The sequence below is a fragment of the Sphingopyxis sp. genome, assembly GCF_051861155.1.
Lineage (GTDB): Bacteria > Pseudomonadota > Alphaproteobacteria > Sphingomonadales > Sphingomonadaceae > Sphingopyxis.
In genome coordinates this window covers 33245-48880 of the sequence record NZ_JBHYDE010000006.1, presented here as the reverse complement: position 1 = coordinate 48880, position 15636 = coordinate 33245, and the positions used below count along the sequence as shown (strand labels likewise).

Genomic DNA, 15636 nt, shown 5'->3' with positions numbered 1-15636 from the left:
GCCAAGCAGAACCGGCTGATGTTGCTCGCACTCGCCTTGCTTGCCGCCGCGCCGTCGGCGCCCGCCGCGGTGGCGGTTGGTTTCGACCGCGACGGGACGATCGAAACGCGTGTCGTCGCGGGGCAGGCCGACCGGGCGGACGGACGCGTGCTGACCGCGGACGACCCGGTGCGCATCGCGTCGGTATCGAAACTCGTCGTCGCGCTCGGGGTGCTGCGGCTGGTCGAACAGGGGCGGCTCGATCTCGACCGCGACGTGTCGGACTATCTTGGCTGGCGGCTGCGCCATCCGGCCTATCCTGAGCAGCCGGTCACGCTGGCGCAGCTGCTGGGCCACCGCTCGGGGCTGGCCGACCGGGTCGATTATGCGCTGCCGCTCGACGCCGATCTGGAAGCGGCGCTGCGCAATCCGGCGGCATGGGACGCGCCGCGCGCCCCGGGCGGCGATTTCGTCTATGCCAATCTCAACTATCCGGTCGTCGCGGCGGCGATCGAAGGCGCGACGGGCGAGCGGTTCGACCGGGCGATGACGCGGCTGGTGCTGCGCCCGCTTGCCATCGACGCCTGTTTCAACTGGCCGACGTGCAGCGACGCGGCGGTGTCGCGCGCGGTGGTGCTGTACGGTGCCGACGGGGCGGCGGTGCGCGACGATCTGCGGGGCCAGCGCCCCGCCTGTCCCGTCGTACCCGCCAGCGACGGCAGCTGCGACCTTGGCACATATCCGCTCGCGCGCCACGGCGCCGGGTTCAGCCCGCAGGGCGGGCTGCGCATATCGGCGAACGGGCTGGCGCGGATCGGCGTGATGCTGCTGCGCCGCGGCGACGGTTTTCTGAAACCCGGCAGCCTCGCCCGGCTGGAGGCGATGGCGCCCGTCCGCCCGACGACGGGCGAGGGGACCGGCGGATTTTTCTGCGAATATGGCGCGGCAATGCACAGCACGGGGACCGGCGCGGCGACGGGGCCGGGGTGCCGCGACGACCTGTTCGGCGACGGGCGACGGCGGCTGGGCCATTCGGGCGATGCTTATGGTTTGCGCGCCGGGCTTTGGTACGATCTTGAAGCCGGCACCGGCACCGCCTATTTCGTGACCCAGGTGCCGGACGGACAGAAGGGGAGGCGTTCCGCCTATAGCGCCGCAGAGGAGGAACTGGTCGATGCGGCGCTTGCCGCGCCGACCGATACCAGCCCTCTTGCCAGCCCCGCCGACGGACACTAGGGCAATTTCCAACATTCACGGCTTAGTCAGAAAAGGAATAGCGCATGAGCGATTCGGCCGAAAAGGTTAAGAAGATCGTCGTCGAACATCTGGGCGTCGAAGCCGACAAGGTTACCGAAGAAGCGAGCTTCATCGATGATCTGGGCGCCGACAGCCTCGACATCGTCGAACTGGTGATGGCGTTCGAAGAAGAATTCGGCGTTGAAATCCCCGACGACGCGGCGGAAAAGATCGCCACCGTCAAGGACGCGATCGACTATATCGAAGCGAACAAGGGATAATTGGGCCCGGTCCGGCATAGCCGGACGCGGCGGCGACGCCGCCCACGCGTTTCCGGCTTCCCGGTTCCGAGCGCTCGCGTGCAGGGGCCGGGAAGCTTTTTTTATGGCCCGGCGTTGTCGAGAAGCACGCCAACAGATGTGATGCGGGTACCTGCCGGGGCAGGCGCCGACGAAAGGACAGACTATGCGCCGGGTTGTGGTGACGGGATTGGGTTTGGTGACGCCGCTGGGCGCCGATGTGGAAACCACATGGGCCAATTTGCTCGCGAGCAAATCGGGCGCGGGGACGATCACCCATTTCGACGCGTCGGACCAGAAATGCACGATCGCGTGCGAGGTCAAGGGACCGGACCATGAATATGGTTTCGACCCCGGCAAGCGCGTCGACCACAAGGTGCAGCGCCAGGTCGATCCGTTCATCATCTATGGCATCGACGCTGCGGGCCAGGCGATCGAGGACGCAGGCCTTGAGGAGATGACCGAGGCGCAGAAACTGCGCGCCGGCTGCTCGATCGGGTCGGGCATCGGCGGCCTGCCGGGGATCGAAAGCGAAAGCCTGCTGCTCGCCGAAAAGGGCCCGGGCCGCGTCAGCCCGCACTTCGTCCACGGCCGCCTGATCAACCTGATCTCGGGCCAGGTCAGCATCAAATATGGCCTGCAAGGCCCCAATCATGCCGTCGTCACCGCCTGTTCGACCGGGGCGCATTCGATCGGCGACGCGGCGCGGATGATCCGCGACGACGATGCCGACATCATGCTGGCGGGCGGCGCCGAAGCGACGATCTGCCCGATCGGCATCGCGGGCTTTGCGCAGGCGCGCGCGCTCAACATGAGCTACAACGACCGCCCCGAGCAGGCGAGCCGCCCCTATGACAAGGACCGCGACGGCTTTGTGATGGGCGAGGGCGCGGGCGTCGTGGTGCTCGAGGAATATGAGCATGCCAAGGCGCGCGGCGCCAAGATTTACGCCGAGGTCGTCGGTTACGGCCTGTCGGGCGACGCTTATCACGTCACGGCGCCGCATCCTGAGGGTTCGGGCGCGTATCGTTCGATGGAAATGGCGCTGAAAAAGGCGGGGATGACCCCGTCGGACATCGATTACATCAACGCGCACGGCACCTCGACGATGGCCGACACGATCGAGCTGGGCGCGGTCAAGCGGCTGTTCGGCAATGCGATCGGCGATGTGTCGATGAGCTCGACCAAATCGGCGATCGGCCATCTGCTCGGCGGCGCCGGCGCGGTCGAGACGATCTTCTGCATCCTCGCGATCCGCGACCAGATCGTTCCGCCGACGCTCAACCTCGACAACCCCGACGAAGGCACCGACGGCGTCGACCTGGTGCCGCACACGGCGAAAAAGCGCCCGGTGAAGGCGGCGCTGAACAACAGTTTCGGTTTCGGCGGCACCAATGCCAGCGTGATCGTGAAAGCGGTGGACTGATAAACCCCGCTTCACCCGCAATGACGAACTAAAACCTCTTTCCTACATTTTATCGTCATGCTCTATCACTCTCGTCGCCGGGCTCCGGCCTAAAGCGGCAAAGGAGACATTCTCAACACGCGCATGCGTGTCTTTTGTCGCTTTAAGGGCAGGCTTGGGAGAATCTGGTGCATCCGTTCCGCTGGCTGACGATCGCGATCCTTGCGCTATGGCTCGCCGCCTGCTCGTCCGGCGCGCCGCAGGATGCCGAAATCGTCGTTCCGCCGGGCGCGAGCATCGCGAAGGCCGGGCAAATCCTCGAAGACGCCGGCCTCGTCTCCGCGTCCAGTTTCCGCAACGAAGCGCGCTTCTTCGCCTCCGACGATCCGATCAAGCCGGGCGAGTATAAGATCGAAGAGGGGATGGACGCGGGCGACATCCTGGCGCTGTTCCAGTCGGGCAAGACGATCCAGCGGCTGGTGATGATCCCCGAAGGCATGCCGTCGATCATGGTGTGGGAACGGCTGATGGCCGAAAAACGGTTGACCGGCACCATCCCCGTGCCGGCCGAGGGCAGCATCCTGCCCGACAGCTATGCCTTTACCACCGGCGAAAACCGTGCCGCGGTGGTGAAGCGCATGCAGGCGGCGATGGACAAGGCGTTCGCCGAGCTATGGGCCAAACGCACCCCGCGCACCGCGGCAAAGGACCGCAATGAAGCGCTGGCGCTCGCCTCGATCGTCGAGAAGGAAACCGGCGTTCCGGCGGAGCGCCGCACCGTCGCCGGGGTCTATACCAACCGGCTCGCGGTCGGCATGCGGCTGCAGGCCGACCCGACGATCATCTATCCGATCACCAAGGGCAAACCGCTCGGACGGCGGATATTGCGATCCGAAATCCAGGCGGTGAACGGGTACAACACCTACAGCATGATCGGCCTGCCGCAGGGGCCGATCGCCAACCCCGGCAAGGCATCGATCGCTGCGGTGCTCGACCCCGAACCGACCGACTATCTGTTCTTCGTCGCGAAAGGCGATGGCGGCCATATCTTCGCGCGGACGCTGTCCGAACATAATGCCAATGTGCAGAAATGGTATCAGCTACGGCGGGATCGCGGCGAAATAGAGTGATGTCAATTTTCGATGCGGGGAGAGTGATGATGCGACATTTTTCGGGCCTGATCGTCTTTTCGTTAGTGCTCACCGCCTGCATGGCAGGCGGCGGCAGCGCGGCGGAACAAACCGGTAGCGACATCCGGATCGAGACGGGGCCGCGCCTTGGCGCCCCGCGCGCCACGCACCAGCTGGTCGCGGCGGGCGAGGGACGCCTGCTCGCCATCGGCGGCTGCGTCCGTTCCGGATGCGAGGCCGGTCCCGCAAGCGCCACGGTCGATGTCATCGACGCTCGCACCATGAAAATGGTCGGCAGCGGCAGGCTGCTTGTCCGGCGTATCCAGCCTTCGGCGGCGGCATTGCCCGACGGGCGCGTTCTTGTGTTCGGTGGCTGGGTCGACGGGGGCGCGTCGGCAACGACCGAAATCTTCGATCCCGCGACCGGCAGATCGCTGGCGGGGCCGGCGATGTCGGGGCCGCGAAACGCGCCAGCGGTCGTGCGCCTGGCGGATGGCCGCATCCTGATCGCGGGCGGTTATGACGGCAGCGATGTGCGCTCCGACGCCGAAATCTTCGATCCGGCTACGGGCCGCATGGCAGCCACTGGCCCCCTGGGCACCGCAAGAAGCGGCGCGACGGCGACCCTGCTGGTTGACGGGCGGGTGCTGATGGTCGGGGGTGGGCGTCCCGATCGTGCGCCGCGGCGCGCGTTGGCAAGCGCCGAGATATTCGATCCGGCGCTTGGACGATTCAGCTCCGCTGGCGCTTTGGCGCAAGGTCGCTACAAACATGGGGCGGTTCGTCTCGAGAACGGCGACGTGCTCGTCGTGGGCGGGTCCGACGAACGGGATTATGATGGCAAGCTGCGCTCGATCGAACGCTTCGACGTCGCCTCGGGCCGTTTCGTTCCTGCCGGGAACCTCGCTGATCCGCGATTCAAGATCACTGACGGGTTGTTGCTCCTCCCCGGAAATCGGGTGCTCGTGGCGGCTGGCGACGCGGCACCGGAAATCTTCGACGTCGCCAGCGGCGCGGGGGTGCGGCTTGACTACGACTTTGGCGGCCAGTGGAACTATATGACCCTCGTCCGCGCCGATGCGGGCACCGCACTGCTCGCGGGCGGTTATCGCGAAGGGCGGATCGAGCCGACGGATCAAAGCTGGATCATCCATTTGCCGAAGGGTTGATATGACCACCGCCAAACTCTTCCTCCACGGCGTCCCCGATAGCCCGGCGATCTGGCGTCCGCTGCTAGCGGCGCTCGACCTTGGCGATACGCCGGTCGCGGTTCCGGCGCTGCCCGGCTTCACCGCGCCGTTGCCCGCGGGGTTCGCCGCCACCAAGGAAGCCTATGCCGACTGGGCGATCGGTGAGGCCGAGGCCTTGGTCGCGGTGCACGGCCCGATCGACATTGTCGGTCACGACTGGGGCGCGCTGATCGCGCAGCGGGTCGCGATGTTGCGGCCCGATCTGCTGCGCAGCTGGGCGATCTCGAACGCGGTGATCGATCCCGACTATCGCGGCCATCGCGTCGCGCGAATCTGGAACACCCCGATCCTCGGCGAAATCTTCATGGCGCTCAGCAAGGCCGACAAGCTTGCCGAGGGACTGGCGGCGCAGGGCATGCCCGCCGACATCGCGGCCGAAGAGGCGGCGCAATGGGCGAACAAGGACAAGCGCCGCGCCATCCTGAAACTCTATCGTTCGGCCAAGGGGCTGAGTTTCGAACATGACTGGGCGCGCGACATCGGGAAATTGCCCGCAAACGGCGTGCTGATCTGGGGCGCGGGCGATCCCTATGTCGAACTGTCGGTGGCGCAGCGCTACGCGGCGAACACCGGCACCCCGCTCGCCGTCATCGACGGGGCGGGGCATTGGGCGATCGCCGAACGCCCCGCCGAGGTCGCCGCGGCGCTGCATCGCTTCTGGTCGGCGCTCTGATCGCCTGTATCGATCAACGAAAGCGGCGCACTCGATTTGACCTTGCGGCGCGGGTCTGCTCTTGGTGCGCCGCACAAAAATCCCCACAGAAAGGATTCTCTCCCATGATCAACCAACCCGTTCCCGCCGTGACCCTCAAGACGCGCGTCCGCGACGAAGCTGTCGACGGCCCGAACCCGTTCCGCTGGCAGGACGTCGACACCGGCGAAGCCTTTGGCACCGGCCGTCACATCCTGTTCGGCCTGCCCGGCGCCTACACCCCGACCTGTTCGAACGAGCAGTGCCCGGGCTTCGAGCGTCTCTATGCCGACTTCGCTGCCGAAGGCGTCGCCGACATCCATTGCATCAGCGTCAACGACGCGTTCGTGATGTATAATTGGGGCAAGAGCCTGGGCGTCCAGAACGTCAAGATGGTCCCCGACGGCTCGGGCGCCTTCACGCGCCGCATGGGCATGCTGATCAACAAGGATCACGTCGGTTTCGGCATGCGCAGCTGGCGCTACACCGCGATCGTCGACGACGGCGTCGTGGTCCAGATGTTTGTCGAACCCGGCATCAACGATGTCGGCACCGACAGCGACCCCTATGTCGAATCGACCCCCGAAAAGGCGCTCGAGTGGGTGAAGGCGAACCCGTACCAGGGCAAGCTGTCGCAGGCGGCCTAAACCGGCGCTGATATGACCTCAGGCGGCCCGGCCATCCCCCCTCCCGATCGGGCCGCTGGCGCCGCACCCATCATCGTGACCGCGACGATGGGTGCGGCGGATCAGCGTTTTTTCGATCATCTGCGCGCGGCGCATTTTCCGCCCGAACGCAATCATCTGGCGGCGCATATCACGCTGTTTCACCAGCTGCCGCCGTCGGCGCTGAACGAGCTCGACGGGCTGATCCGCCGCATCGCCGCCGACACCCCGCCGCCCGCGGCGCGGCTGCGCGAGCTTTATTCGCTTGGGCAGGGCGTCGCCTATCGTATCGACAGCCCCGACCTGCTCGCCATCCGCGAACGGATTGCCGACCATTTCACCGGCATGCTGACCGCGCAGGACCAGGGCACCCCGCGGCTCCACATCACCGTCCAGAACAAGGTGACCGCCGGCGAGGCCCGCGCGCTACTCGCCGAACTCGCCGCTGATTTCATGCCGCGCCCGCTGGCAGTCATCGGCCTTGCCGCGCATCACTATCGCGGCGGTCCGTGGGAAGCCGCCTTCGCACGGAATTTTCGCGGGCCGCGCGGATGATATTGACCGGGGGCAATGGCCTGCCTATAGGCGCTGCTCGCCTGATGTGGCGGCCTTTCGGGGCGGAGTAGCTCAGCTGGTTAGAGCAGCGGAATCATAATCCGCGTGTCGGGGGTTCGAGTCCCTCCTCCGCTACCAAGGGCCAAAATCCACAAAAGTCCGTCACTGTCCGTCGATGTCTTTTTTCATAATAAAATCAAATATTTCTGGCGTCCTCTGCAGGCCGTTCGGGTCCGTCCGCGTCTGTCTGAATCCGCCTGCAGCGATTTGATTCCGGGGCCGGAACGGGGCATTTTTTGCCTGTCCACGAAACAGGCGATACCCCGGATGGCTCTCAAAGACCTCGAAATCAAATATGCGGTGCGCCGCGCACGCGACTATAAACTCTTCGATGGCGAGGGGCTGTACGTGCTCGTCCGCCCCGGCGGATCGAAGCTCTGGCGCCTCAAATACGCCTTCGATGGCAAGGAAAAGACGCTCAGCCTCGGCAAATATCCCGCGGTTTCGGCGGCTGCCGCGCGGCAGATGCGCACCGACGCCAAGGCGTTGCTCGCCAAGGGCATCGATCCCGGCGAGGAAAAAAAGGCCAAGAAGCGGCTTCAGGCACCGCTCGAACTTTTCGAGCCTGTCGCGCGGGCATGGCATGCGAATCGCGTCGCGGAACTTGATGAGGCGCACGCCGTCCGCGTCATGAGCCGCATGGAGCGCGACGTCTTTCCGGCGCTTGGCAAGCGCGACATCAAGTCGATCACCGCGCCGGAAGTCCTCGAGGTCGTGCGTCTCGTCGAGGCGCGCGGTGCGCTGGATATCAGCCGCCGCGTGAAGCAAGGCATTGGGCAGGTGTTTCGGTTCGCGATCGCAAGCGGCTGGGCGACGACCGATCCGACGATCAGCCTCAACGATGCGCTCAAGCCCAAGCCTAAAGTAAGGCATATGGCGAAGGTCTCGCTCGCCGAGCTGCCCGGACTTGTGAGCGCGATCCAGAATTATGACGGCGAGGCGGATAGTCGTCGGCGCGAAACGACGCGCGATGCCATGCTGTTCACTTTGCTGACCTGGGTCCGGACAAGCGAAACGCGTTTTTCCGAGTGGGACGAGTTTGAGGATCTTGAGGGCGAGAATCCTCTCTGGCGGCTTTCTGCCGAACGGATGAAGATGGAGCGCGAGCATCTGGTGCCGCTCTCTTCCCAGGTTGTCGAGATATTGGTGCGCCGCCGAAGTGCGTCGAACGATCGCTTCGTCTTCCCCGGCGAGAAGCCGAACAAGCCGATTTCAGCCAATACGATGATCTACGCCTGCTACCGCATGGGCTACCTCGGCAAGCAGACCATCCATGGTTTTCGAGGGCTCGGCTCGACCTGGGCCAACGAAGCCGAATGCTATCGTCCCGACTGGATCGAGATGGCGCTTGCCCATGAAGATGAGGACGAGGTTCGCGGTGCCTACAACAGCGCTCTTTATCTCACGCCGCGAAGGCGGATGCTTCAGGATTGGGCCGACGAATTACTGGACGGCCCCCGCATTGCCGAGGCGCGCCCGAAAAAGGATATTGTCCGGCGCGCGGCTGCAATGCCCATATTGCGGGCCAAGGGAGCCGGAGCGACGGGACGTCTTCCTCCGGTGGCCGAACGGCTGCCGCATTGGCAGCGTCCCGCAATGCGGATTGCTCTTCCTAAGCTGCGGCGGGAAACCTAAGAACGCAAGGGGCTGCTCCCGGCCCGCGCTGCGACGGGGTCTCGATGGGCGTTAGTTTTGATCGGGCGGTCCGGATCGCAGGGTACCGCCCATCGGTCTTCAAACAGGCATTGCGCGCCTATCTTCGGACCCGGGATCCCGCCCGCCTCATCGATCTCAAGAGCGTCTTCTCGAACAGAAGGGACGGCGCGATCGTCTATGAAGAGTGTATCGACCGTGGGTTGATCGATCCTGTCACCAACAAGGTGACCGAGCAGGGAATGACGGTTGCGCGTGCCAAAGTAGCTATGCGCACGCCGCTGGCGAAAGCGCGATCAGTTCTGGATGATCTGCTGGCCCGCGTAGACCTGCTCAATGCCGATCCAGAGGCGGTTACCCGCGTCGACAGGATCTGGCTCTTCGGAAGCCTGATGCGAGAAGAGCCGACCGTTGGCGATATAGACTTGGCCATCTGCCGCTCGCGCGACGCGCGCTTCGACCAGTATCCCGATGCGCAGGTCGACGAGGCGAAGAGGCTGATCGAAAGATTCAAGGACGCGCCGCAATATTGGGACATGCCCTGGGACCGGATCGACTGGCTCTACAAAAGGATGGTGTTCGGCGCGCGAAGGCATCCGCTGCTGGCCGGTGCGCAGGAGGGGACGACCGACCTCCAGTCCCTGGGCGCTCCGTGCCGCCTGATCTATGATCGCTTGCGAGGCGGCCGGGTCGATGACCCGATATTGGCGCGCCATCCCGATTCTCCCGGGCGTTCGAATGAGGTGCCGCCTCCTGACGCACTGCCCGACCTTGCGCCGGCAGAGCTTCGCCCGATGGATGCGAGGTGGCTGACGGGATTTACCTATTGGGGGCCCGTCTCGCCCTACGAAATATTCCGGGGCTGGACACCTGAATGCCGGAAACTGTTTCCGGATTATCCCAAGGATCTGCGCGTCGTCACCGACGATAGCTCGCTCGTCCATTTTCCCTGGACCCCCAAAACGGTCAAGCGAAAGGGGCTCGATGGCCGGAACGCGGTGGCGATCGTCGATGCCACCGAATGGTCGGGGACGTCGATAACGCTGCACAGAGCGATTGAGAAAACTCATGATCGCTGGATGTTGCGCGCCAGCTTCAGCGACCTGGCGCTCCACCGAAGCCGGAAATATGTCGACCTCTACACGCTCCCCGACATGGTCGCGGCGGTTTCGCTCATTCTTGCCGTTGACGCTGAACGTATGTTCCGGCGAGCCAATGAAGCCGGAATGCAGTCCAATGTGACGATAAGGATTTCCGCAGAGGGCCTCCGCGAAGATATGCGGGAGCATTTCGCCCAAAGGATCGCTGACATGCTCGCGCGCCGCGTCGTTGCTATAGAACCGGCGGGAAATGCGGCATCCGTGCAGGTTGAATTGACATAGGTCATCCGTGGGCGGCCATGGCCTGGCTTTCGCCCGATGCGGGCTTGTTCAAACCGCGGCGGTTGCTGTCATGATCTGCCGAGCGTCAGCGGTGAAAGCCCCGAACTCGATTGTGTCGTTGGCGCTTCGGAGCGCCAGATGAAGCTCTTCGTTGGCAATTGCCGGGGCAATGCCGCGAAAGTCGAAGCGCCTGAGCACATTGTCGCCGAATTGCCGCGCCGCGAGGTCGAGGAGCAAGGTTGCGGTTAGCGGGCCGTGGACGACGAGACCGGGATAGCCTTCTTCCCGGGTTGCATAGGGCACATCATAATGAATGCGATGGCTATTGAAGGTCAGTGCCGAATAGCGGAACAGCAGCGATTCCGATGGTTGCAGCATCCGGTGAGCATCCCATGCGGTAGGATCGAAGCGATCGGCGCGGCGCGGCGCCGGTACCGGAGGCGCACCCGTCGGTGATGGTTCGCGAAAGACGATCGACTGGATCTCGCGCACGCACAGCGTGCCATCGGCGCGGGTTTCGTGCGCGATCTCGGCAAAGACCAGCTTCCCGGTTTCTCCTTGCTTTTCGATGATAGACGCGACGCGAGAGGTTCTTCTGACTTTTTGGTCCGGCCGCAGCGCGGCGATGAATTCGACCTTGCTTGCGGCCCACATGCGGCGGGGCAGGGGGACCGGCGGCAGGAAGCTCGATGCACTGTCGTCGCGCACCGGATGCCCGTCGATCCCGAGCGCAGCGGTCGGCGCGTCGGGCAGGCGGAGGCACCAGTGATAGGCTTGCGGCACGCTGCCGTCCGGGGGTGTGCTTCGATCGAATGTTGCGAGCCAGCGTGCGACCGCGGACTTGTCGACCCGGTCCTGGCGCGTTTCTTCGCGGCCGATCCACGCATCCCATTCGCTCATCAATTGCGCCCTCCGGTCTGCCCGGGCACGATGGCCTGCGCTTCGTCATTCACGCCGGCTTTCTCGAGCTGCTCCCCCGATGCCGCGGTGATCGAGACCGGCACGTCGCTCAATTGCTGCTCGCGCTTTTGCGCCGTGACGACGATCTCGGCGATCCCGCGTTCCGCAGATGTATCGCTGGTGTCACTCGCGCTCGCATCCTGCGCGATGGCCATTTGCGGCATGGCCGCCAAAAGCGCCGCGCTTGCCAGCAATATCGACCTGTTAGGCGAACCTTTTTTCATCATCGATCTCCCCAAGGCACATTTCGTGCGTGCTATGTTTTCGCCCCGGGCTTGTTCTCGGACCGAACCTTGTCGGGTCGCAGCCGGTCGCACGGAGTCGGGCATGCTTATGGCGCAGCTGCTTCGGTGTTTCTGTCACCCTTGCTGGTACAGAATTGCCCAAAGGGAGGAACTGCATCTGGTGGCCGATCGGCGTTCGCCGACACCGCGAGCAACTAACCCGCGCGCCGCCGTTGAGGCCTGCTCATGGCTAGAAGAGCGGGGTTTTTGGCCATCTTCGGCTCGTGCGAAGGCGCAGTCACTGTTTGAGGGGACAGCGCGACGGCCCAGGGTCGTCTATTGGAACGGACAACAAATAAAGAAACAAAAATCGACCGAGGGAGGAGACCTAAAGTGAAAGCACAATTCAAAGCGTCTGTGGCCGCCGTGGCGCTGGCTGGCGCGCCCATCGCGGTTTTCGTGCCGGCTTATGCTCAAGGTACAAGCGGCGATGTCGCGCCGGCTCAGGAGCGGACCGAGGGCGGAGCGCCCGAAACGGTCGGGATCGGCGAAATTGTTGTCACTGCGCAGAAGCGCGAGCAACGCCTGAACGATGTGGGACTGTCGGTGTCCGTAGCCTCCGGCGAGCAGATCCAGAACGCCGGCATAACCGATGCTGCCGATCTTGGGGCTATCGTGCCAGGCTTCACCGCGTCGACCAGCGTCTTCGGGCCACCGGTCTTCTCTCTCCGCGGCGTCAACTTCAACTCGTTCCAAGCGTCTGCACCGCCGACCGTAAGCACCTACGTCGATGAGGCGGCGCTTCCCTATCCGATCATGGGCCAGGGACTCTTCCTCGATATCGAGCGGGTGGAAGTGCTGAAGGGGCCGCAGGGAACCCTGTTTGGCCAGAACGCGACAGGCGGGTCGATCAACGTAATCGCAGCGAAGCCGACCGCTGACCTGTCGGCGGGTTTCCGCCTCGATGCCAACCATTGGGGTGAAGTCAATGCTGAGGGCTTCGTCAGCGGCCCCCTGTCTGACACGCTTCGGGGGCGATTGGCGGTGCAAACCAGCCAAGGCGGCGGTTGGCAGCGCGGCTATTTTCTCAATGATCAGAAAAATGGCAGCCAGAACAAGTTGGCTGGACGGCTGCTGCTCGACTGGACGCCAACCGAACGACTGACGATTTCCGTCAACCTCAACGCGTCGCGCGACCGTAGCGAACAGCAGCAGGCGCAGGCGTTTCTTATTCTGCCGGCCGTTCCGGCTGGAGCTCCTCCGGCGTTCCTCGATTATGCAAACAACCTGCCGGACGATGCGCGCGATGCCGACTTCGACCAAGGGTTCGATACGCGGGCCGATAGCCACACCTATCAAGCTGTGCTTCGCGGCGACTATGAATTGACTGACGAACTGTCTCTGACGTCGATCACCAACTATGTCGAGACGCGCTTTCGCTCGCCGCACGATCAGGATGGCACCGCCGTCAACACGCAACAGGGACTTGCGTTTGCCGACATCCAATCGATCAATCAAGAAATCCGGTTGAGCGGCGCTTTCCCCTCGGCGGGAGTCAACTTTGTTATCGGTGGCAGCTACGGCGATGACGACATTACCGAAGGCGTGTTCAACAATTATGCCGCTTATTCGGGGTTTCCGCCGAATTCTCCCGCCGAATGGCGCTATGACCTGACGCAAAAGGCAAAAGCGGTTTTCGGCAGCATCGATGTCGAAGTGACTCCCGGCCTGACCCTAACGGCCGGCGCCCGATACACCGATACCGAGCAATCGATATTCGGTTGTACGTTCGATCGCGGCGGGACGCCCGGCATTCGCGGAATTCCCCAGTTTATCGTGAGCGGGATCAATCCAGCCCTAGCGGCCGCCTATGTTAGCGGGGGTTGCATCACCATCGACGATTCCGGGCCGAATCCGACTTTCCTGCCAGTGTTCGCCGACCAAACGCAAAAAGAAAACAACCTCGCTTGGCGCGGAGCGGTCAATTACAAGCCCAGCGACGATGTGCTGCTCTATGCTTCGGTCAGTCGGGGTTTCAAGGCTGGCACTTACCCGGTCATCGTCAATCTCTTCGATTCGGCTATTCAGCCGGTGGGGCAGGAAAAGCTGACGTCCTATGAAGTCGGCACAAAGTTGACCTTGGCCGACAATCGAGTCCAACTGAACATGGCGGCGTTCCACTATGATTACGTCGACAAGCAGTTTTTCACGTTCCTTCCTGTCCTCGGTGGAGCGCTTGTTACGGCAACTTTGGTCAACATCCCCAAGTCGACGGTGGATGGTCTCGAGTTTGATATAACGGCGGAGCCGGTCGAAGGGCTGCGCATCACTGGTGGCGCCACTTATATCAAGACCGAGGTCAAGGATTATGTGAACGTCGACTTCGCGGGACGTCCGTTGATCGCGTCGGGGCGGGAATTCAACTATGCGCCGCCGTGGTCAGCCAATCTCGACGCGGAATACAGCGTTCCGAGCAGCGGCTCGATCCGTCCCTTTATCGGTGGATCGGTGACCTATCGCGCCCGGACTTTCGCTGATCTTGGCGAAGCTGCCTATTCGAGGTTACCCGCCTATACCCTGTTCGACGCCCGCATTGGCATCGAATCGGACGATGGATGGCGCCTCGCACTTTATGGGCGCAACCTCACCAACGAATATTACTGGAACTCGGTGGCGTCCGCCGGCGATGGGGCCGTGCGGTTTGCCGGAGAACCGCGAACCTTTGGCGCGAACTTGAGCTATCGCTTCTGACCGCGGGGCGAGGGTGGTTCGTGGATCACCCTCGCTTGCATCTCTCGAGTTCGGCAGCGTCATTGATGGAACGCCATGCGCTCTTGCGGCGCATCTTCCGAGCAGGGGGAACAGGCATGACAGCCACTGTCGAATTCGAGCTTGAAGGGCTGATCGAGAACTTCGACGTTCACGACGAGCGTCTGAAGGATCATTTCTACGAAACGCTGGAGGCGATGCGGCGACGTGGTCCCGTCCACCGGTCGGAGGCCCACGGCGGCTACTGGGTCGTGGTCGGGCATCGCGAAGTGACGCAGGTAGCGCGCGACTGGCGCCATTTTTCCAGTGCTGGTGGTGTGGTTCTGGCGGGTACGAAGCCCCAGAAATATGTGCCCGTTGAGTATGATCCACCGCAGCACCAGTCGTTCAGGCGGCTGCTCAATCCCCACTTCAGCAAGGCGGCTGCGGCCACTTTCGAGCCGCAGCTTGCCGTGTTCGCTGACAAGCTCATCGACGCATTCATCGCCAACGGTTCCGCCGACCTCACCGAAGCTTACGCGAAACCGCTCGCCGCTCACTTCTTCTTCGACCTTTTCTTTGGGCTCTCCCCCGACGAAGCCGCGCAATGCGAGCGGGCAACAAATCAGGCGATGTTCTCCTCCTCTGTCGAGGATCAGATCGAGGGCTTCAGCCAGCTCGAAAGATATGTGCGGTACTTGGTCGTTCGCCGTCGCGAACTGCCATCCGATGGCGGCTTTATCGACTCGGTCCGAACGGGCGAGGTTGACGGTCGCCCGGTCACCGAGGAAGAACTGATTGGCATTATCCAGCTCATGATCGTGGGCGGCGACGATACTGCGGTTCACACGATTGGAAACGTGCTGCTCGAACTGGGCCGGCACCACGATATCCGCGATCGCCTCGCCGCCGATGTCTCGCTGATGCCTTCGGTTCTCGACGAGACGATCCGCCATATGCCGCCTGCGGTCTCAATCATGCGAACGGTGACGGAAGATATCGAACTTGGCGGGCAGCAACTGCAGGTCGGCGACCGCGTCATCCTGATGTGGTCCTCGGCCAATCGGGACGAGACCGTATTCGATGACCCAGCCGAGTTTCAGGTCGGCCGCGACAATATCAGGCAACACATTGCCTTTGGCGGAGGCGTCCACAAATGCATCGGCGAGTGGTTCGCGCGCATGATCGTCAGCGTTGCCGTCGAACGCCTGCTACGAAGATTGCCGGACTTGGTCGTGCCGCCGGATGCCCACATCGACTACAGAATGGGTCAGTCGCGCGGTCCGGCGACGGTGCCGGTCACCTTCACGGCGAGCTGATGGAACGGATGATGAGCATGGCGGGCGCAAGGACCCGCTGCATTGCGGATTGAAGCAAATGGGGTCGGTCTGTGGCCTCA

The 15636-nt window shown here is 63.4% G+C and carries 14 protein-coding genes and 1 tRNA gene; 13 read left to right on the top strand and 2 right to left on the bottom strand.

Annotation, left to right across the window (positions count from 1 at the left end; translation table 11 throughout):
• The first annotated feature begins 18 nt into the window (after positions 1–18).
• The 11 genes from ACTIFP_RS11880 (at position 19) to ACTIFP_RS11830 (ending at position 10305) form a co-directional block, all read left to right on the top strand.
• Positions 19–1215 carry a serine hydrolase domain-containing protein gene (locus ACTIFP_RS11880; protein ID WP_439568921.1) on the top strand — a complete coding sequence of 399 codons (1197 nt, stop codon included), beginning with the start codon at positions 19–21 and terminating at the stop codon, positions 1213–1215.
• A gap of 44 nt (positions 1216–1259) precedes the next feature.
• The gene (locus tag ACTIFP_RS11875) at positions 1260–1496 is read left to right on the top strand and encodes an acyl carrier protein (RefSeq protein WP_003039428.1); all 237 of its coding nucleotides are present in this window, start codon (positions 1260–1262) and stop codon (positions 1494–1496) included.
• A gap of 184 nt (positions 1497–1680) precedes the next feature.
• Positions 1681–2940 carry a beta-ketoacyl-ACP synthase II gene (gene fabF / locus ACTIFP_RS11870; protein WP_439568920.1) on the top strand — a complete coding sequence of 420 codons (1260 nt, stop codon included), beginning with the start codon at positions 1681–1683 and terminating at the stop codon, positions 2938–2940.
• Positions 2941–3125: 185 nt separating this feature from the next.
• Entirely contained in the window at positions 3126–4049 is a 924-nt protein-coding gene (gene mltG / locus ACTIFP_RS11865; RefSeq protein ID WP_439569152.1) for an endolytic transglycosylase MltG, read from the top strand.
• A 26-nt stretch (positions 4050–4075) separates the two neighbouring features.
• Positions 4076–5218: a Kelch repeat-containing protein gene (locus ACTIFP_RS11860; RefSeq protein WP_439568919.1), complete on the top strand. Its 1143-nt coding sequence runs from the start codon at positions 4076–4078 to the stop codon at positions 5216–5218.
• Between the two features lies 1 nt (position 5219).
• The gene (locus tag ACTIFP_RS11855; RefSeq protein ID WP_439568918.1) at positions 5220–5972 is read left to right on the top strand and encodes an alpha/beta fold hydrolase; all 753 of its coding nucleotides are present in this window, start codon (positions 5220–5222) and stop codon (positions 5970–5972) included.
• A gap of 104 nt (positions 5973–6076) precedes the next feature.
• Positions 6077–6637 carry a peroxiredoxin gene (locus ACTIFP_RS11850; RefSeq protein WP_439568917.1) on the top strand — a complete coding sequence of 187 codons (561 nt, stop codon included), beginning with the start codon at positions 6077–6079 and terminating at the stop codon, positions 6635–6637.
• 87 nt (positions 6638–6724) lie between these two features.
• Complete coding sequence (locus tag ACTIFP_RS11845) at positions 6725–7210, top strand: 2'-5' RNA ligase family protein (protein ID WP_439569151.1); 486 nt, start codon at positions 6725–6727, stop codon at positions 7208–7210.
• 61 nt (positions 7211–7271) lie between these two features.
• Positions 7272–7348, top strand: a tRNA-Met gene (locus ACTIFP_RS11840).
• A 129-nt stretch (positions 7349–7477) separates the two neighbouring features.
• Positions 7478–8905, top strand: coding sequence for a tyrosine-type recombinase/integrase (locus tag ACTIFP_RS11835; RefSeq protein WP_439568916.1), 1428 nt, complete (start codon positions 7478–7480; stop codon positions 8903–8905).
• A 44-nt stretch (positions 8906–8949) separates the two neighbouring features.
• The gene (locus tag ACTIFP_RS11830; RefSeq protein ID WP_439568915.1) at positions 8950–10305 is read left to right on the top strand and encodes a hypothetical protein; all 1356 of its coding nucleotides are present in this window, start codon (positions 8950–8952) and stop codon (positions 10303–10305) included.
• 48 nt (positions 10306–10353) lie between these two features.
• Here the strand turns inward: ACTIFP_RS11830 and ACTIFP_RS11825 are convergent, their stop codons facing one another.
• Positions 10354–11205, bottom strand: a complete 852-nt coding sequence (locus ACTIFP_RS11825; protein WP_439569150.1) for an FAS1-like dehydratase domain-containing protein — start codon at positions 11203–11205, stop codon at positions 10354–10356.
• Entirely contained in the window at positions 11205–11489 is a 285-nt protein-coding gene (locus ACTIFP_RS11820) for a hypothetical protein (RefSeq protein ID WP_439568914.1), read from the bottom strand. Before ACTIFP_RS11820 ends, ACTIFP_RS11825 begins: the two co-directional genes overlap by 1 nt.
• 393 nt (positions 11490–11882) lie before the next feature.
• Between ACTIFP_RS11820 and ACTIFP_RS11815 the strand changes: the two genes are divergently transcribed.
• On the top strand, positions 11883–14240 hold the full coding sequence (locus ACTIFP_RS11815; protein ID WP_439568913.1) for a TonB-dependent receptor: 2358 nt from the start codon (positions 11883–11885) through the stop codon (positions 14238–14240).
• 116 nt (positions 14241–14356) lie between these two features.
• Positions 14357–15556: a cytochrome P450 gene (locus ACTIFP_RS11810; protein WP_439568912.1), complete on the top strand. Its 1200-nt coding sequence runs from the start codon at positions 14357–14359 to the stop codon at positions 15554–15556.
• Positions 15557–15636 lie beyond the last annotated feature (80 nt).